Here is an 18,102-nt window from a genome sequence, read left to right as displayed (position 1 = left end):
CGGACTCTACTGTTAATCGCTGCCAAGACTTGTCAGCACACCGAATCCTCTGATCGAGATACACAAGTGATCGAAAATCTACGCAACATCGCCATCATTGCTCACGTTGACCATGGTAAAACCACCCTGGTAGACAAACTCTTGCGTCAATCCGGCACCCTGGAGCGCAACGAGCTCAACGACGAGCGCGTGATGGACTCCAACGACCAGGAGAAAGAGCGCGGTATTACCATTCTGGCGAAAAACACCGCCATCAACTGGAACGGCTACCACATCAACATCGTGGACACCCCGGGCCACGCCGACTTCGGCGGCGAAGTTGAACGCGTAATGTCGATGGTTGACTCCGTTCTGCTGCTGGTTGACGCACAAGACGGCCCTATGCCGCAAACCCGTTTCGTGACCAAGAAGGCTTTCGAAGCCGGCCTGCGTCCAATCGTGGTCATCAACAAAGTCGACCGTCCAGGCGCGCGTCCGGACTGGGTTCTGGACCAGATCTTCGACCTATTCGACAACCTCGGTGCCACCGAAGAACAGCTGGACTTCAAAGTCGTCTACGCTTCGGCCCTGAACGGCATTGCCGGTCTGGAACACACCGACATGGCTGAAGACATGACCCCGCTGTACCAGTCGATCGTCGACAACGTACCGGCGCCGAAAGTCGACCGTGACGGTCCTTTCCAGATGCAAATCTCGGCACTGGACTACAACAGCTTCCTGGGTGTGATCGGCGTTGGCCGTATCGCTCGTGGTCGCGTCAAGCCGAACACCCCGGTTGTCGCCATCGACGCCGACGGCAAGAAGCGCAACGGCCGTATCCTGAAACTGATGGGTCACCACGGTCTGCACCGCATCGACGTTGAAGAAGCGGCAGCCGGCGACATCGTCTGCATCAGCGGCTTCGAGCAACTGTTCATCTCCGACACTCTGTGCGACCCAACCGCTGTTGAAGCGATGAAGCCACTGACCGTTGACGAGCCAACCGTTTCCATGACCTTCCAGGTCAACGACTCGCCATTCTGCGGTAAAGAAGGCAAGTTCGTGACCTCCCGTAACATCAAGGAACGTCTGGACAAAGAGCTGCTGTACAACGTGGCTCTGCGCGTTGAAGAAGGCGACTCGGCTGACAAGTTCAAGGTCTCCGGCCGTGGTGAGCTGCACCTCTCGGTACTGATCGAAACCATGCGTCGCGAAGGCTTCGAAATGGGTGTTGGTCGTCCAGAAGTGATCATCCGCATGGTGGATGGCGTCAAGCACGAACCGTACGAAAACGTGACCATCGACCTGCCGGAAGAATCCCAGGGCGCGATCATGGAGCAAATGGGCCTGCGTAAGGGCGACCTGACCAACATGGTTCCGGATGGCAAGGGCCGTGTGCGCCTTGAGTACAACATCCCGGCCCGTGGCCTGATCGGTTTCCGTAACGAGTTCCTGACCCTCACTTCCGGTGGCGGCATCCTGACCTCGATCTTCGACCGTTACGACGTGATGAAGTCCGGCGACATGTCCGGCCGTCAGAACGGCGTGCTGGTATCGGTTGCAACCGGTAAGGCACTGACCTACTCGCTGGAAACCCTGCAGGCGCGTGGCAAGCTGTTCGTTGAACACGGCCAGGACATCTACGAAGGTCAAATCGTTGGCTTGAACAGCCGCGACAACGACCTGGGTGTCAACCCAACCAAAGGCAAGAAGCTCGACAACATGCGTGCTTCGGGTAAAGACGAAACCATCGCTCTGGTTCCGCCAGTTAAGTTCACCCTGGAGCAAGCTCTGGAGTTTGTGCAAGAAGACGAACTGTGTGAAGTGACGCCTAAGTCCATCCGTCTTCGCAAGAAGATCCTGGGCGAAAGCGAGCGTACCCGCGCTGCCAAGAAGTCCGGTAACTAAGTCTTTCAGTTAGCGGCAAAAAAACGCCCCCGATCGCGAGATCGGGGGCGTTTTTGTTTGTCCGGGATTTGTGTCGTGTCAGGGCTGACGCCTTCGCTGGCAAGCCAGCTCCCACAGGGGCCGGCGTTGAACACGAATTGTGTGACCACCACAAATCTCTGTGGGAGCTGGCTTGCCAGCGATGAGGCCGGATCAGGCGATCAAAACTTCTCGAGCGTGCGCCGGCTGCTGCTCGATTCCCGCGCCACTTCCTTCGGCTTGTACGCACAAAACCCCGGCCGCGGACCAATCTTCGGGTGGTTACGGCAAGTATCCGGGCGCTTTTCATAAATAGTGCACAGACGGCTCTTACGATCCAGGTATAAACAATCGTTGTTGCTCATGCGCTGGAGTGTGAAGATCTCGGACTTCTGGTTGTAGCGCTCGACGATCCCTTCCTTCTGCAAACGCTTGGCGATGTTCTTCGGCGGGTCACCGCGCTCGAATTCATCGACGATGCCAATGCGGATCAAGTCCTTGATCTTGACTTCGACCGGCAGTGTGCAGCAGCTCGACACGCAGGAGCCGCACATCGGGGCCGAATATTTGGCCCAGGTATCGAGGCGATCGATCTCCGCGGCGGCGATCAGGTTGGACTTCATCATCAAGGGTTACCAGCGTGTGCATCAGGGCGCGCGATCATACCGGGACTGGTGGATTTTTGAACAACCTTTCGCCAGTTTTTTTTCATTTGTCGAGCAAAACAGCAACGTCCCCGGCACGGCATCTGCATTCATTCGCGCTAGATGCCAACGGAATCACGCCCCACAGGAAAAACTGCCGAACCCGAGCCTCTACCGTCGGTCAGACCGTCTAGGCTCAGACAATTCCATGCTCGCAAGAGGTCCTATTGATGACTCAAGAACCACTCGTTCGCGAAGCAGAGGTGGCCGCGTTCCGCGATGCCGTCCTGACTAAGCTCACCTATGCGGTGGGCAAAGACCCGGATCACGCCTTCGACCATGACTGGTTCGAAGCCATCGCCTTGGCGGCGCGCGACCACATGGTCGAGCACTGGATGGACCACACGCGGCAGATCTACCGCAAAGGCCAGAAGCGCGTTTATTACCTTTCGCTGGAATTCCTCATCGGCCGGTTGCTCTACGACAGCTTGAGCAACCTCGGCCTGCTCGACGTAGCGCGCGAGGCGCTGACTGAACTGGGCGTCGACCTGGAACGCATTCGCCTGTTGGAGCCCGATGCGGCGCTCGGCAACGGCGGCCTCGGCCGTCTGGCGGCGTGCTTCATGGAAAGCATGTCGACCCTCGGCATTGCCGGCCATGGTTACGGGATTCGTTACGAACACGGCTTGTTCCGCCAGGCGGTCGTCGATGGCTGGCAGCAGGAACAGACCGAGCACTGGCTGGATTTCGGCAACCCTTGGGAATTCGAACGCCCGGAGGTGGTGTACCCGATCGGCTTCGGCGGCAGCGTCGAAACCGTCACCGACGAAAACGGCAAGACCAAACAAGTCTGGTCGCCGGCGGAAACCGTGCGCGCCATTGCCTACGACACCCCGGTGGTCGGCTGGCGCGGCGCCAGCGTCAATACCTTGCGCCTGTGGCGTGCCCGCGCCGTGGAAGACCTGCACCTGGAACGCTTCAACGCCGGTGACCACTTGGGCGCCGTCGCCGAAGTGGCGCGTGCTGAAAGTATCTCCCGCGTGCTCTACCCGGCGGACAGCACCGAGGCCGGCCAGGAATTGCGCCTGCGCCAGGAATACTTCTTCGTCGCTGCTTCGTTGCAGGATTTGCTACGCCGCCATCGCAACATGCACACCTCGGTACTGACCCTGGGCGACCATGCGGCGATCCAGCTCAACGACACTCACCCGTCAATCGCCGTGGCCGAACTGATGCGGCAACTGGTCGACGTCTACGACGTGGCGTGGGATGCGGCGTGGCAGGTGACCGTCGACACGCTGTCGTACACCAACCACACCTTGCTCCCGGAAGCCCTGGAAACCTGGCCGGTCGGTTTGATGGAACGCATGCTGCCGCGGCACATGCAGATCATTTACCTGATCAACGCCCAGCACATCGATTCGCTGCGGGCCAAGGGCATCCACGACTTCGATGTGCTGCGCGCGGTGTCCCTGATCGAAGAAGACAACGGCCGCCGCGTGCGCATGGGCAACCTGGCGTTCCTCGGTTCGCACAGCGTCAACGGCGTCTCGGGGCTGCACACGCAATTGATGCGCAAAACCGTGTTCTCTGAATTGCACAAGCTGTACCCAGACCGCATCAACAACAAAACCAACGGCATCACGTTCCGCCGCTGGTTGTACCAGGCCAACTCGGAATTGACCTCGATGCTGGTCGACGCCCTCGGCGCCGACGTGCTGGACAACCCGGAAGAGCGCTTGCTCGACCTGGAGCCGTTTGCCGAGAAAGCACCGTTCCGCAAACAGTTCGCCGAGCAGCGCCTGCACAGCAAAAAAGCCCTGGCCTACTTGATCCACGAACGCCTCGGGATCGCGGTGAACCCGGCGGCGATGTTCGACGTGCAGGTCAAGCGGATCCACGAGTACAAACGCCAGCTGCTCAACCTGCTGCACACCGTGGCGCTGTACCAGGCGATCCGCGCCGAGCCGGAAGTGGACTGGGTGCCGCGGGTTAAAATCTTCGCCGGTAAAGCGGCGGCCAGCTATCACCAGGCCAAGCTGATCATCAAGCTGACCAACGACATCGCCCGCGTGGTCAACAACGACCCGACCGTGCGCGGTTTGCTCAAAGTGGTGTTCCTGCCCAACTACAACGTCAGCCTGGCGGAAAGCATCATCCCGGCGGCGGATTTGTCGGAGCAGATTTCCACCGCCGGCTTCGAAGCGTCGGGCACCAGTAACATGAAGTTCGGCCTCAATGGCGCGCTGACCATCGGCACCCTCGACGGCGCCAACGTGGAAATGTGCGAACGCATCGGTGCCGAGCACATGTTCATCTTCGGCCTCAGCGCGCAACAGGTGGAAGCGCGCAAGCAAAACCACGAGTTCAACGCCACGCCTGACATTGCCGCCTCGCACCGCTTGGGCGATGTGCTGCAAGCGATCCGGGGCGGGGTGTTCTCGCCGGACGATCCGTCGCGCTACGCCGGGTTGATCGATGGCTTGATCGACTACGACCGCTTCTTGGTGTGCGCTGACTTTGATTCCTACTGGGAAGCGCAGATGCGCGTCGAAGCCCATTGGCACAACAGCAACGAATGGTGGCGCTCGGCGGTGCTCAACACCTCGCGCATGGGCTGGTTCTCCTCGGACCGGACGATTCGTGAGTACGCCACCGACATCTGGAAAGCGCTGGAATAGCGTCAACTGTGCGCAAGGCTCAACGCCTGTTGGGCCGGATCGATAGACTGAGCCCCGGTTTTTGCCGGGGCTTGACCGTTTCCGGGAGCAGCGCAAATCAACTGTGGGAGCGGGCTTGCTCGCGAAAGCGGCGTAACAATCGACACTCATGTCGCCTGACACGCCCTTCGCGAGCAAGCCCGCTCCCACAGGTTTTGTGGTGTTTTCAAACTAGACTGACCGTCAACGCCACACCGCCGCGCTCGCCCCACCCCGGGGCCGCTTAGGGATATCGACCATGCAATGGATGTTCATGCTGATTGGCCTGGTACTGGGCTGGATACTCGACGAGTCGTTCAGCGACGCCTTGATCGGCGCGTTGCTGGGCCTGGGTATCGGCCAGGCCATCGGGCTGGCGCGCTTGCGCACGCAAGCCGCCGAGCAACGCGCGCAGCTTGAACAGGCGAAAGTCGCCCTCGGCGCAGTGGAACAACGCCTGATATTTCTCGAGCGCTCCGGAGTCGGCCCGTTTGCAGCAACCGCTCCAGAGACGACGCCGACGGCTGATCCCGATGCAGCGACCGCGCCTGCAACGCCAACGCCCGAGGCGCCTCGGGCATTGGTCTGGGAACTGCCACCCGAACTCGAGCCGCTGACCGTCGCGGCCGTTGAAACCCGCCAGCCATCGCCGACGGACGCGTGGAGCCTGGACGCGGTAGTCGCGGAACCGTCTGCACCATCCGCAACCGCCGCGCCACGGACGCCGAGCTTGATCGACCGCGCCATCACGGCAGCGCGCGATTGGCTGCTGGGCGGCAACACCGTGCTGCGAGTCGGCGTGGTGCTGCTGTTTTTTGGTCTGGCCTTCCTGCTGCGTTACGCCACCGAAGGCCTGGTGGTGCCGATCGAGTTGCGTTACGCCGGGGTCGCGGCCAGTGCCCTGGCGCTGCTGGCGCTGGGCTGGTGGCTGCGAACACGCAACACCAACTACGCGCTGATCCTGCAAGGCACCGGCATCGCCGTGCTGTACCTGACGGTGTTCGCCGCCATGCGTGTGCACCCGTTGCTCGACTCAACGGCGGCATTCGGCGTGCTGGTCGCGGTCACGGTGTTTTCCGCGATCCTCGCCATCAAACAGGATTCCCTGGCCCTGGCCTGTGTCGCTGCCCTGGGCGGTTTTGCTGCGCCGATCCTGACGTCCAGCGGTGCCGGCAGCCATGTGGCGCTGTTCAGCTACTTTGCGCTGCTCAACGCCGGCATCTTCGTCATTGCCTGGTTCAAGGCCTGGCGCTTGCTCAATGTCATCGGGTTCGTCGGCACCTTCGGCATTGGCTTCGCCTGGGGGCTGCGCGCCTACACGCCGGACCTGCTGTGGAGCACCGAGCCGTTCCTGATCCTGTTCTTCTTGATGTATCTGGGCATTGGCCTGCTCTTCGCTCGGCGCAAGTTGCAGGCATTGAACGATGCGCCGGCGGACGACGACCGCGAAGCGGTGCTCAAGTGGTCGGCGCGCAAGGGCGATTACGTCGATGGCACGCTGCTGTTCGGCCCGCCACTGGTGGGCTTCGGTTTGCAGTTCGCGCTGGTGCAACACCTGGAGTTCGCGGCGGCGTTCAGTGCGCTGGCGCTGGGCATCATCTACATGGGCCTGGCCCGCTGGCTAATGGGCGGCCGCGCGGCGTTGCTCGGGGAAACGTGCCTGGCGCTGGGGGTGATTTTCACCAGCCTGGCCATTCCCTTGGGCCTCGACGCGCGCTGGACCTCGGCGGCGTGGGCGGTGGAGGGCGCAGGGATTTTCTGGCTCGGTTTGCGTCAACAGCGCACCCTGGCTCACGCCTTTGCCTTGCTGCTGCAACTGGGCGCGGCGCTGGCCTTCCTCAGTGAATTGCGCGGCGGCGAGGCGAGTCTGCTCGATGGCTCATTGCTGGGTGCGCTGATGGTTGGCGCGGCGCTGCTGTTCACTTTTTACCAGTTGCACAACGCCGCACCGGAGCACCGGTCATCGTGGGAAAGCAAAGGTGCGCCGCTGTTGGCGTGCGTCGGCTTGGCCTTCGTCTATTTACTGGCGCCGCTGTATTTCCGCACCCACGGCACCGCGATCAGTTGGGCGTTGGCCGGTCTGGCGACCCTGTGGATCGGCCTGCATTTGCGCTCCAGGGCTTTTGTCCTCTCGGCGCTGGTGGTACAGACGTTGGGCGGCGCCGGGTTTCTGGTGGCGGGGGCGAACCTGTTCGGTCCTCTGTCCACCGAGGGGCTGACGCCGTTGGCCCATCGTGGTTTCTACACGCCGTTGCTGCTTAGCCTGACGGCGTTGGTCGGGGCCTGGCGCTTGCACTCGGGGCCGCAGATTGCGTCGCGGGCGCCGGCGGTTCAGCGCCGTTTGGCCGATGCCTTGTTGCTGTGGGGGACGGGGTGGTGGGCACTGACCTGGCTGTACGAGGTGTTGCGCTTTGCCCCTGCGTCGTTACAGGCAACCTTGCTGCTGGCGATCACCGCCGCGAGCGCCGCCCTCTGCGCCGTGTTGGCGTTGCGGTTGAAATGGACGTCGCTCGGCTTGCTCTGCACCTTGCTGATTCCGGTGGCGGCGGTGGTGTTGCTGAGCGCCTGGCATTCCCGTTATCACCCGGCAGCTGACTTCGGCTGGCTGGCGTGGCTCGCGGTGTTCGCTGTGCATTTCATCGCCCTGCGACGCCTGGCGCCGATGCTCCCGGCACAAGTGCTGAGCGCGGCGCATGTGTTGGGCGCCTGGTTGTTGATCGGCGTGCTGGCGCTGGAGTTGCGTTACGGCTTGATGCTGATGTCCGAACAATTCAATGCCTGGCGCTGGTTGGGTTGGGCGATTCTGCCGAGCCTGTACCTGGTGCTGATGGCCGCGCCGCGCGCGTGGCCGTGGCCGGTGTCGGCCTATTCCCGCGAATACCGGGTGTACGCCGCCGCACCGCTGGCATTGCTGATGCTCGGCTGGTTCTGGCTGGCGAATACCTTCAGTAACGGCCGCGCCGAGCCTTTGCCTTACGTGCCGCTGATCAACCCGCTGGAGCTGGGTCTGCTGTTCGCGCTGTTCGGGATTTATGTCTGGTCGCGCAGTGCCGTAACGCAACTGGCCCTTCGCAAGGACTACGCCGAGCGCGGTGCGGAGGTGATCGTCGGGGTGTCGCTGTTCGCCTTCTTTACCGCGCTGGTGATGCGCGCCGCGCACCATTGGGGTGGCGTGCCGTTTGCGCTGGATACCCTGTTGGAATCGATGCTGGTGCAGGCCGGGCTGTCGATCGTCTGGACCTTGATTGCCTTGAGCCTGATGATCGGCGGCCATCTGCGTCATCGCCGTGAGGTCTGGCTGATCGGCGCCGCGTTGATCGGCGTGGTGGTGGCCAAGCTGTTCTTTGTCGAATTGAGTAACCGTGGCGGGTTGGCGCGGATCGTGTCGTTTATCGGCGTTGGCGTGTTGTTGCTGGTGGTCGGCTATTTTGCGCCGTTGCCGCCCAAACGCATTGACGCTGGATCGGGTGAAGCCAAACCGGCGCCTGAAACCGAAGGAGTGTCGTCTTGAGTCAGCAGTTGAACCTGGGCTGGTTGGGGTGTTTGGTGCTGGGGATGAGCCTGGCCGCCAATGCCGCGGAGCAATTGGCGGATTTCACCACGCACGTGCCGTTGTCGGTCAGCGGCGAGGGGCCGTGGTATCGCCTCGAGTTGCCATTGAGCGTGCAGTTGACGGCCCGGCAAACCGACTTGAGCGACCTGCGGGTGTTCAACGCCGCCGGCGAGCCGCAAGCCTACGCTCTGGCCAAGGAGCCGGCGCAGACCCAGGAAAAACGCAGCCTCACTGACGTGAAGTGGTTCCCGCTGTACGCCTCGGCCGACGCTGGCGAAGGTGCGCCGAGCGTGCGCGTGCAGTCCAGCGCCAACGGCACGCTGGTCGAAGTGCAGCCGTCGAGCCAACTGGAGGCCGGCGAAGAAGTGCTGCGCGGCTGGTTGCTCGATGCCAGTGCAATCAAGGCGCCTTTGCAGCAGTTGATCCTCGACTGGACCAGCGAGCGCGATGGCTTCCAGCGTTTCACCATTGAAGCCAGCGATGACTTGCAGAACTGGCAGCCGTGGGGTGAAGGGCAGGTGGCTCGCTTGTCGTTCGCCGACGAGCGGGTCGAGCAGCATGAAGTCGGTTTGCCGGGGCAGTCGGCGCGCTACTTGCGCTTACTCTGGACGGCACCCAGCGCGGCGCCCGTGCTGATCGCCGCGCAACTGGAAAGCAGCAGCCGCCAAAGCCTGCCGCTACCACTGGTGTGGTCCGAGGCCCTGAGTGGCAGCACTCTCAAGGCCGGCGAATACACGTGGCAGTTGCCGATGGGGCTGAATGTCGAGCGTCTGCAAGTCGAGCTGAGCCAGCCCAACAGCCTGGCGCCCGTGACCCTCGCCGGGCGCCGCGACAGCAGTTTGCCGTGGCAGCCGTTGAGCAGCGGCTTGCTCTATCGCCTGACCCAAAGCGGCCAGGACGTGGTGCAAAACGAACTGCCGCTGACCGGGCAAACCGTGCAGCAGTTGAAGTTGACCGTCGACGAGCGCGGCGGCGGTCTCGGCACCGAAGCCCCGACCGTGCGCTACGCCGTGCGCGCCACGGCGCTGGTGTTCCTGGCCCGTGGTGCCGGGCCTTATACCCTGGCGCTGGGCAACCCGAGCGTGAAAGCGGCGAACCTATCGCTGGCCACGCTGATTCCCGATTACAGCGCGGCGAAACTGGCGACCCTCGGCACTGCGCAAGTGGATCGCGGCGCCGCGCTGACTACCCCGGTAGTGGAAACACCGCGGGTCGTGGGTGGCACTGACTGGAAAAAATTCGGGCTGTGGGGCGTGTTGCTGCTGAGCGTATTGTTTTTGGCGGCGATGGCCGCGAGTTTGTTGCGCAAACCCCCGGCCAAATCCTGAGGGCACCCTGGTGGTAGGGGTTTACAGCTACCCTTGTTGGGGGGCTCATGAACTCAATCGACGCTAAGTCGGTCCGATAGGAGGAATTACGCCCTGACTCGCGCTAAACTGCGCGGGTTTTCACCCCCACCATTGCTTCGGAGCCGTCCATGTCCCGCGTTACCCTGAGTCGCTATTTGATTGAGCAGACCCGCAGCAACAACACTCCTGCCGATCTGCGCTTCCTCATCGAAGTGGTGGCGCGTGCCTGTAAGGAGATCAGCCACGCCGTGTCCAAAGGCGCCCTGGGTGGTGTGCTGGGCAGCATGGGCACCGAAAACGTGCAAGGCGAAGTGCAGAAGAAGCTCGACGTGATCTCCAACGAGATCCTGCTCGAAGCCAACGAATGGGGCGGTCACCTGGCCGGCATGGCGTCCGAAGAAATGGACAATGCCTACCAGATCCCCGGCAAATACCCGAAAGGCGCCTACCTGCTGGTGTTCGACCCACTGGACGGTTCGTCGAACATCGACATCAATGCCCCGGTCGGCACCATCTTTTCGGTCCTGCGTTGCCCAAGCGAATACCTGAGCCAGAACGAAGCGCTGAACGAAAAAGCCTTCCTGCAGCCAGGCACCCAGCAAGTCGCCGCCGGTTATGCGATCTACGGCCCGCAAACCATGCTGGTGCTGACCCTCGGTGACGGCGTGAAAGGCTTCACCCTGGACCGTGAAATGGGCAGCTTCGTACTGACCCACGAAGACATCACGATCCCGGAGACCACCCAGGAATTCGCCATCAACATGTCCAACCAGCGCCACTGGGAAGCCCCGGTGCAGCGCTACGTCGGCGAGTTGCTGGCTGGCGAAGAAGGTCCGCTGAAGAAGAACTACAACATGCGTTGGGTGGCCGCGATGGTCGCTGACGTACACCGCATCCTGACTCGCGGTGGCTTGTTCATGTACCCGCGCGACAGCCGCGAGCCGTCGAAGCCGGGCAAACTGCGCCTGATGTACGAAGCCAACCCGATGTCGTTCCTGGTGGAGCAGGCTGGCGGTGCTTCCACCGACGGTCACCAACGCATCCTCGACATTCAGCCGGACGGCCTGCACCAGCGTGTGGCGGTGTTCCTCGGCTCGAAAGAAGAAGTCGAGCGCGCCACGGCCTACCACAAGGCCTGAGCCATGACCGCGCCCTGGCAGCCAGTGCTCGACTGGTGGTTCGGCACCGCCGACACCGCGCAAGAAGTGGCGGCGGCCAGGGGCAAATTGTGGTTCGGCAAGCGTGACAGCCAGGACCTCGAAGCGCGCACGCGTTTCGGGGCGCTGGTGGAGCAGGCACTGGCCGGCGAATTGACCGAGTGGGCGCAATGTCCTGAAGGTTGGCTGGCACTGGTGCTGTTGCTCGACCAGGTGCCGCGGATGATCTTCCGCGAAAACCGCAAATCCTACGCCGGTGACGCCAGAGCGTTGGCCCTTGTGGCGCAAGGCATCGCCGCGGATTTCGACCGGCAACTACAGCCGATCCAGCGGGTGTTCATCTACATCGTGTTCGAGCACTGCGAAAACCTCGCCGCGCAGAACGAAGCCATCTCCCGCTACCGCGAATTGCTCGCGCAGCAACCGGAGGAGGATCGAGCGTTGTTTGCCGATTACCTGGATTACGCTGAAAAGCATCAAAAGGTAATCGCCCAGTTCGGGCGCTTTCCCCATCGCAATGCGCTGTTGGGGCGGGAGTCGACTGAGGAAGAACGGGTGTTCCTGTCCAAACCTGGGTCAAGGTTCTAATTTTCTGCTGTTACTGATGCCGCCTTCGCTGGCAAGCCAGCTCCCACAGGTATCTGCGTCGTCCACAAAATCCGTGTTCACAATCGATCCTTGTGGGAGCTGGCTAGCCAGCGATGGGGCCATCAGCAGTGCTTTAAATCCTGAAACTGCCCACCAACTGCTTAAGCCGCGCCGCCTGCTGTTCCACAGGTATCACTGTCGTCCACAAAATCCGTGTTCACAACCGATCCTTGTGGGAGCTGGCTTGCCAGCGATGGGGCCATCAGCAGTGCTTTAAATCCTGAAACTGCCCACCAACTGCTTAAGCCGCGCCGCCTGCTGTTCCAGATCGGCACAGGCCCGTAGTGTCGACTGCAAGTTCTCCACGCCTTCCTGGTTAAGGGTGTTGATCTCGCTGATGTCGACGTTGATCGACTCGACCACCGCCGTCTGTTCTTCCGTGGCCGTGGCCACCGACTGGTTCATGCCGTCGATCTCACCGATGCGCTGGGTCACGCTGCCCAGGCGTTCGCCGGCCTGGTTGGCGATGCCGACGCTGCTTTCGCTTTGGCGCTGGCTGTCGGTCATGGTGCTGACCGCTTCCCGCGCGCCGACTTGCAGCTCTTCGATCATCTTCTGCACTTGCTGCGCCGAATCCTGGGTGCGGTGGGCGAGGTTGCGCACTTCATCGGCGACCACCGCAAAACCTCGTCCCGCCTCACCGGCACGGGCCGCTTCGATGGCTGCGTTGAGCGCCAGCAGGTTGGTTTGCTGGGAGATGCTGGTGATCACTTCGAGAATCTGCCCGATGTTCACGGTGTTGCTGTTGAGCGTTTCGATGTTGCCGCACGAGTCGCTGATCTTGGCCGACAACTGCTGCATCGCGACGATGGTTTTATCCACCACCTGCTGGCCTTCTTCAGCAAGGCCGCGGGCGTCGCTGGAATGTTGTGAGGCGAGGGCGGCGTTTTGGGCGATTTCCTGGGCGGCGGCGCCGAGCTGGTTAATCGCCGCGGCCACGCTGTTGGTGCGCGAAGCTTGCTGGTCGGAGTTGAACATCGACGAGTTGGAGGCCGCGACCACCCGCAACGCCACTTCGTTGACCTGGCCGGTGGCCGACGCCACTTCGCGGATCGAGGTGTGGATGCGCTCGACAAAGCGGTTAAACGAGGTGCCCAGCGCGCCAAACTCATCCTGGCCGTGGATCACCAGGCGTTTGGTGAGGTCGCCTTCGCCTTCGGCGATGTCGTGCATGGCGCGGCCCATGGTTAGCAGCGGCTGCATCAGGAAGCTGATCAGCATGCCGAGCAGGGCGATGATGATCACCACCGCGATGACCATGGCAATGATCGCCGAGGTGCGGAATTCGCTGAGCATCGAAAACGCGGTGTCTTGATCGAGCACCAGGCCCACGTACCAGTCTGCCGACGGCACGCCGTTGACGTGGCTGAACGAGATGAATTGCGGCTGGCCGTCGATCTCGACTTCTTTCAGGCCAGGGCTGACGTGTGGCGCGCCTGCGGGATAAGCCTCGGCGAGGTTTTTGAGCACTAGTTTGCTGTCCGGGTGGATCAGGATCTTGCCGTCGGCGCTGACGATGAACGCATGGCCGTGGCCACCGAAGTTCAGCGAGTTGATGATCGCGCTGACGTTCGACAAATCAATGTCGGCGCCGGCCACGCCAAGCATTTGCCCCTGATGCTGCACCGGCGTGGCGACGGTGATCACCAGCTTGCCCGAGGACGCGGCGATATAGGGTTCGGTGACGATGGTCTGACGCGCGCTGTCGGCAGCCTTGTACCAGCCGCGAGCGCGCGGGTCGTAGTCGGCGGCGCGGTTGCCGGCCGGGATCGAGAACATCACGCCGTCGGTGCCGCCGAAGTAGCTGAGCTGGAAGTTGCCGGTGTAGGCCGGCAAGTCGATGGCGCGTTTGAGGCTGGCCGGGGCGTTGCCGTCGACGGCGATCTGCTGCGACAGCGATTGCAGCAACTGGATGCGGCTCTCCAGCCAGGTCTGGATGTTGCGGCTGGTAAGGTTGCCGAGTTCCTGCATCGACGCTTCCGTACTGCTGCGCAGGGTTTGGCGCTGCCGGTAGTCGTTGAACAGAATGAAGCAAACGAACGCGACGGCCACCACAAGGGCTGCAGCCAGCAGGATCTTATGGCTGAATTTCATGTTTCTGGTCATTGAATGAGCTACCGCGGGGTGGGCTGATCGACTAAGAGGAAGCCAGTGCCCGGGACCGAGCTTGGCGTTGCATTTGTGTCGACACGCGAGCGCCAAAGATTAGGCGTCTTTGTCGAAAAACCGACGAAATGCCAAATAGCCCTGCAAAGTGGCTGATTTATCGGTAAATCCCGGACGAGTGGCGGGACAAAAAGCACAGGGCTCGGGGAACCGAATTTGGCTTTCCTGTCTAAGCTTCTGGTTGGCAGCCATGCCGCCCCCCTTTCGTTCCAGGAGTTACTCCATGTCGCTGCGATCCCTCGCCCTCTTGTCGCTCTGCGTGCTATTGGCCGCGTGCAGCAAGGTCAATCAGGAAAATTACGCGAAGTTATCGGCCGGGATGGCCAAGGCCGAGGTTGAGAACCTGCTGGGCAAGCCGAGCGACTGCTCAGGCGCCTTGGGCATGTCCAGTTGCACCTGGGGCGATAAAAATAGCTTTATCAGCGTGCAATACGCTGGTGACAAAGTGCTGATGTTTTCCGGCCAAGGCCTGAAGTAAACCGGGGCTACGCGCCCACGGGAGAAAAACAATGATGCGGTTATTGATAGTTCTTTTCGCCGGCCTGATCTTGGCCGGCTGCGCCACCTCTGGCGACGACACGTTGGCGCCGAAAACCGTCAACAGCGTCAACCTCAAGCGGTACCAAGGCACCTGGTACGAGCTGGCGCGCCTGCCGATGTATTTCCAGCGCAACTGCGCGCAATCCGAAGCCCGTTATACGTTGCAGTCCGATGGCAATGTCGGCGTGCTTAACCGCTGCCTGACGCCGGACTGGACCTGGGAAGAAGCGCGCGGTACAGCGTACCCGCAGGTGCCCGGCAAGACGGACAAGCTGTGGGTCGAGTTCGATAACTGGTTTTCGCGCCTGATACCGGGCGTGGCGAAAGGCGAGTACTGGGTGCTGTACGTCAGCGATGACTACAAGACTGCCGTGGTCGGCGACCCGAGCCGCCGCTACCTGTGGCTGCTGTCGCGAACCCCGACCGTCAACGGCGTAGTGCGCGAAGAGTTGCTGAGCAAGGCCCGTCAGCAAGGCTACGACACCACGCGGCTGATCTGGCGGGTGAGCGATACGCAAATGGCCAAGACGTCCAACTGACTGCACTAGGTGGGAGCGACAATGCTCCCACTTTTTTATCCAGTGTCAGCCCAGCAAATCCCGCAACACTTGGGTGAACGCCTGGTTGCTTTCATCTTCGGCCGCATGCCGGCCACTTCGCACCACCCACTGCCCATTGACCATCACGTCGCGCACCTGGCGATCGCCACCGGCAAATAACCAGCGGTTGAGAATCCCGTCGCCCTGCGCCGTGGCCAGGTAGGGATCGTTGCCGTCGAGCACCAGCCAGTCGGCGCGTTTGCCCACTTGCAATGCGCCAATCGGCTGGCCCAAGGCCTGAGTGCCGCCGTCGAGCGCCGCGTCGTACAGCGTGCGGCCGACCATCGGCTGATCCGCGCCATACAGGCGATTGCGCCGCTGGTCGCGCAGGCGCTGGCCGTATTCCAGCCACCGCAGTTCCTCCACCACGCTCAACGACACATGGCTGTCGGAGCCAATGCCCATGCGCCCGCCCTGAGCGAGGAAATCCACCGCCGGGAAAATCCCGTCGCCGAGGTTGGCTTCGGTGGTCAGGCACAAACCGGCGATGGCGCGACTCTTGGCCATCAGCGTGACTTCTTCGGGATTCGCGTGGGTGGCGTGGACCAGGCACCAGCGCTGATCGACCTCGACGTTTTCGTACAGCCATTGCAGTGGTCGGCGGCCGCTCCAGCTCAGGCAGTCGTCGACTTCTTTCTGCTGTTCGGCGATGTGGATGTGCACTGGGCACTTTGTGTCGCTGGCCGCCAGGACTTCGCTGATTTGCTCCGGTGTGACCGCGCGCAATGAGTGGAAACACAATCCCAAGCGCTGCGCGGGTTGCTGGGCCAAAACGGGCTGCAGTTGCGCCTGCAGCTTCAGGTAGTTGTCGGTGCTGTTGATGAAGCGGCGCTGGCCGTCGTTCGGCGTCTGGCCGCCAAAACCGGCGTGGCTGTAGAGCACCGGCAGCAGCGTCAGACCAATGCCCGCGGCACTTGCGGCGTGGCTGATGCGCAGCGCCAGTTCGGCCGGGTCGGCGTAAGGCTGACCGTTGCTGTCGTGGTGCACGTAGTGGAATTCGGCGACCGAGGTGTAGCCGGCCTTGAGCATTTCGATGTACAGCTGGCGGGCGATCACGCCGAGTTGCTCGGGGCTGATTTTTCCGACGAGCCGATACATCAAATCGCGCCAGGTCCAGAAGCTGTCGTTCGGGTTGCCGGCCACTTCCGCCAGCCCGGCCATCGTCCTTTGGAACGCGTGGGAGTGCAGGTTCGGCATGCCAGGTAACAATGGGCCGCCCAGCCGCTCGGCGCCTTCTGCGGTGGAATTGGCCTGGATTTGAGTCAGTACGCCGTCGTGGCTGACCTCAAGACGTACATCATTGGCCCATCCATCAGGCAGCAGCGCGCGTTCGGCAAAGAAGGCGGACATGGTTCAAAACCCCCAGCGTGTGTTATTTGTATATACATATACAGACGTTTGCCTGCTCGGTAAACTCCGGCAAGCTAGCCATCTTTCAACATCCACAAGGATTCCCCGTGCCGACTCCGCCTGCTGTTTCCCCGCTGGCTGCCCAAATGGGCGACAGTCCGGCGCCGCTCTATGCCCGCGTCAAACAGATGATCACCCAGCAAATCGACAGTGGTAACTGGCCGCCCCATTACCGCGTGCCGTCGGAAAGCGAGTTGGTCAACCAGTTGGGTTTCAGCCGCATGACCATCAACCGCGCCCTGCGCGAGATGACCGCCGACGGTCTGCTGGTGCGCATGCAGGGCGTGGGTACGTTTGTCGCCGAGCCCAAGAGCCAGTCCGCGCTGTTCGAAGTGCACAACATCGCCGACGAAATCGCCTCACGCGGCCATCGCCATACCTGCCAGGTGATTACCCTGGAAGAAGAGGCCGCCGGTTCCGAGCGCGCGCTGGCGCTGGACATGCGCGAAGGGCAAAAAGTCTTCCATTCACTGATCGTGCATTTCGAAAACGATATCCCCGTGCAAATCGAAGACCGCTTCGTCAATGCGTTGGTGGCACCGGACTACCTCAAGCAGGATTTCACCTTGCAGACGCCCTACGCTTACCTGAACCAAGTGGCGCCGCTGACCGAAGGCGAGCACGTGGTCGAAGCGATCCTCGCCGAGCCGTCCGAATGCAAATTGCTGCAGATCGAACAAGGCGAGCCGTGCCTGCTGATTCGCCGGCGCACCTGGTCGGGTCGCCAGCCAGTGACCGCCGCGCGCCTGATTCACCCCGGTTCTCGTCATCGTCTGGAAGGTCGCTTTCATAAATGAAAACCCAGGTTTTACGCGCCAAGGATTACCCGCGCATGCCGTGGAAAAACGGCGGCGGCAGCACTGAAGAAATCACCCGCGATGCGGGCCATGACCTCGACGGCTTCGGCTGGCGCCTGTCGATTGCCGATATTGGCGAGTCCGGCGGTTTTTCCACTTTCGCCGGTTATCAGCGGGTGATCACCGTACTGCAAGGTGACGGCATGACCTTGCGCGTCGATGGCCGCGACACTCGGCCTCTGCTAGCGCTGGACCCGTTCGCCTTTACCGGTGAAAGCCAGGTCTCGTGCCGCTTGCTCGGCGGGCCGATCCGCGATTTCAACCTGATCTACGCCCCGGACCGCTACCTCGCGCGCTTGCAATGGCTGGACGGCGAACAGCGATTGTTCAGCGCCGCGAGCATCGTGCTGGTGTTCAGCGTGACCGAGCAACTTGCAGTGCGGATCGCCGCCGACACCCAGCAACTGGGCCGGCATGATTGCCTGCAACTGAGCGGTAACACCGGGCTGCTGGAACTCGCGATCACCGGTGCCTGCTGCGTGATCGAACTGACTGCACGCTGATTTACCTCCGTACAAAAACCTGTGGCGAGAGAGCTTGCTCACTAGGCTGCAACTGCAAATAGTGGGGCCGCT

13 protein-coding genes and 1 pseudogene are annotated in these 18,102 nt (G+C 61.9%); 10 read left to right on the top strand and 4 right to left on the bottom strand.

The features are described from left to right. The first annotated feature begins 66 nt into the window (after nucleotides 1-66). The gene (typA, locus tag RG836_RS17275) at nucleotides 67-1,887 is read left to right on the top strand and encodes a translational GTPase TypA (RefSeq protein WP_310847813.1); all 1,821 of its coding nucleotides are present in this window, start codon (nucleotides 67-69) and stop codon (nucleotides 1,885-1,887) included. A 200-nt stretch (nucleotides 1,888-2,087) separates the two neighbouring features. On the opposite strand, the gene RG836_RS17270 is transcribed toward typA, so the two are convergent. Further along, nucleotides 2,088-2,531 carry a YkgJ family cysteine cluster protein gene (locus RG836_RS17270; protein ID WP_310847812.1) on the bottom strand — a complete coding sequence of 148 codons (444 nt, stop codon included), beginning with the start codon at nucleotides 2,529-2,531 and terminating at the stop codon, nucleotides 2,088-2,090. A 248-nt stretch (nucleotides 2,532-2,779) separates the two neighbouring features. Between RG836_RS17270 and RG836_RS17265 the strand changes: the two genes are divergently transcribed. The 5 genes from RG836_RS17265 to RG836_RS17245 all read left to right on the top strand — a co-directional run bounded on the left by RG836_RS17265 (nucleotide 2,780) and on the right by RG836_RS17245 (nucleotide 11,895). Then, nucleotides 2,780-5,230, top strand: a complete 2,451-nt coding sequence (locus tag RG836_RS17265) for a glycogen/starch/alpha-glucan phosphorylase (RefSeq protein ID WP_310847810.1) — start codon at nucleotides 2,780-2,782, stop codon at nucleotides 5,228-5,230. Nucleotides 5,231-5,507: 277 nt separating this feature from the next. Beyond that, on the top strand, nucleotides 5,508-8,759 hold the full coding sequence (locus tag RG836_RS17260; protein ID WP_310847809.1) for a DUF2339 domain-containing protein: 3,252 nt from the start codon (nucleotides 5,508-5,510) through the stop codon (nucleotides 8,757-8,759). Next, nucleotides 8,756-10,129: a DUF3999 domain-containing protein gene (locus tag RG836_RS17255; RefSeq protein WP_310847808.1), complete on the top strand. Its 1,374-nt coding sequence runs from the start codon at nucleotides 8,756-8,758 to the stop codon at nucleotides 10,127-10,129. Before RG836_RS17260 ends, RG836_RS17255 begins: the two co-directional genes overlap by 4 nt. Before the next feature lie 149 nt (nucleotides 10,130-10,278). Continuing rightward, nucleotides 10,279-11,289 (top strand): class 1 fructose-bisphosphatase, encoded by a 1,011-nt coding sequence (locus RG836_RS17250; RefSeq protein WP_310847807.1) that lies wholly within the window; start codon nucleotides 10,279-10,281, stop codon nucleotides 11,287-11,289. 3 nt (nucleotides 11,290-11,292) lie between these two features. Beyond that, nucleotides 11,293-11,895 (top strand): DUF924 family protein, encoded by a 603-nt coding sequence (locus RG836_RS17245; protein ID WP_310847805.1) that lies wholly within the window; start codon nucleotides 11,293-11,295, stop codon nucleotides 11,893-11,895. Between the two features lie 273 nt (nucleotides 11,896-12,168). Here RG836_RS17245 and RG836_RS27400 read toward each other — a convergent pair whose 3' ends face one another. After that, the gene (locus RG836_RS27400) at nucleotides 12,169-12,933 is read right to left on the bottom strand and encodes a methyl-accepting chemotaxis protein (protein WP_463401497.1); all 765 of its coding nucleotides are present in this window, start codon (nucleotides 12,931-12,933) and stop codon (nucleotides 12,169-12,171) included. A 93-nt stretch (nucleotides 12,934-13,026) separates the two neighbouring features. Beyond that, nucleotides 13,027-13,926, bottom strand: a pseudogene (locus RG836_RS27395) (HAMP domain-containing protein); the annotation flags it as partial. A 418-nt stretch (nucleotides 13,927-14,344) separates the two neighbouring features. Between RG836_RS27395 and RG836_RS17235 the strand changes: the two are divergent. Together RG836_RS17235 and RG836_RS17230 are read left to right on the top strand one after the other, a co-directional pair. After that, nucleotides 14,345-14,599, top strand: coding sequence for a hypothetical protein (locus RG836_RS17235; protein WP_310847802.1), 255 nt, complete (start codon nucleotides 14,345-14,347; stop codon nucleotides 14,597-14,599). Nucleotides 14,600-14,630: 31 nt separating this feature from the next. Beyond that, nucleotides 14,631-15,200, top strand: a complete 570-nt coding sequence (locus RG836_RS17230; protein ID WP_310847800.1) for a lipocalin family protein — start codon at nucleotides 14,631-14,633, stop codon at nucleotides 15,198-15,200. A gap of 45 nt (nucleotides 15,201-15,245) precedes the next feature. On the opposite strand, the gene RG836_RS17225 is transcribed toward RG836_RS17230, so the two are convergent. Further along, entirely contained in the window at nucleotides 15,246-16,610 is a 1,365-nt protein-coding gene (locus RG836_RS17225) for a formimidoylglutamate deiminase (protein WP_310847798.1), read from the bottom strand. Between the two features lie 146 nt (nucleotides 16,611-16,756). Here RG836_RS17225 and hutC point away from each other — a divergent pair, with 146 nt between their 5' ends. Together hutC and RG836_RS17215 are read left to right on the top strand one after the other, a co-directional pair. After that, a complete protein-coding gene (gene hutC / locus RG836_RS17220; RefSeq protein WP_310848059.1) occupies nucleotides 16,757-17,467 on the top strand; it encodes a histidine utilization repressor in 711 nt (236 codons plus the stop codon). Then, complete coding sequence (locus tag RG836_RS17215; protein WP_310847796.1) at nucleotides 17,464-18,030, top strand: HutD/Ves family protein; 567 nt, start codon at nucleotides 17,464-17,466, stop codon at nucleotides 18,028-18,030. The genes hutC and RG836_RS17215 overlap by 4 nt, the downstream gene beginning before the upstream one ends. Nucleotides 18,031-18,102: the final 72 nt, after the last annotated feature.

Origin of the sequence: Pseudomonas rhizozeae, assembly GCF_031583775.1 — a bacterium.
GTDB lineage: Bacteria > Pseudomonadota > Gammaproteobacteria > Pseudomonadales > Pseudomonadaceae > Aquipseudomonas.
Note: the sequence above shows the minus strand (reverse complement) of the source record. Positions and strands in the feature narration are given on the sequence as shown.

Excerpts from the sequence above, each read along its gene's own strand:
- RG836_RS17270 (WP_310847812.1), bottom strand. The coding sequence starts at position 2,531 with ATGATGAAGTCCAACCTGATCGCCGCCGCGGAGATCGATCGCCTCGAT.
- RG836_RS17265 (WP_310847810.1), top strand. The coding sequence starts at position 2,780 with ATGACTCAAGAACCACTCGTTCGCGAAGCAGAGGTGGCCGCGTTCCGC.
- RG836_RS17260 (WP_310847809.1), top strand. The coding sequence starts at position 5,508 with ATGCAATGGATGTTCATGCTGATTGGCCTGGTACTGGGCTGGATACTC.
- RG836_RS17250 (WP_310847807.1), top strand. The coding sequence starts at position 10,279 with ATGTCCCGCGTTACCCTGAGTCGCTATTTGATTGAGCAGACCCGCAGC.
- RG836_RS17245 (WP_310847805.1), top strand. The coding sequence starts at position 11,293 with ATGACCGCGCCCTGGCAGCCAGTGCTCGACTGGTGGTTCGGCACCGCC.
- RG836_RS27400 (WP_463401497.1), bottom strand. The coding sequence starts at position 12,933 with ATGTTCAACTCCGACCAGCAAGCTTCGCGCACCAACAGCGTGGCCGCG.
- RG836_RS17235 (WP_310847802.1), top strand. The coding sequence starts at position 14,345 with ATGTCGCTGCGATCCCTCGCCCTCTTGTCGCTCTGCGTGCTATTGGCC.
- RG836_RS17230 (WP_310847800.1), top strand. The coding sequence starts at position 14,631 with ATGATGCGGTTATTGATAGTTCTTTTCGCCGGCCTGATCTTGGCCGGC.
- RG836_RS17225 (WP_310847798.1), bottom strand. The coding sequence starts at position 16,610 with ATGTCCGCCTTCTTTGCCGAACGCGCGCTGCTGCCTGATGGATGGGCC.
- hutC (WP_310848059.1), top strand. The coding sequence starts at position 16,757 with ATGGGCGACAGTCCGGCGCCGCTCTATGCCCGCGTCAAACAGATGATC.
- RG836_RS17215 (WP_310847796.1), top strand. The coding sequence starts at position 17,464 with ATGAAAACCCAGGTTTTACGCGCCAAGGATTACCCGCGCATGCCGTGG.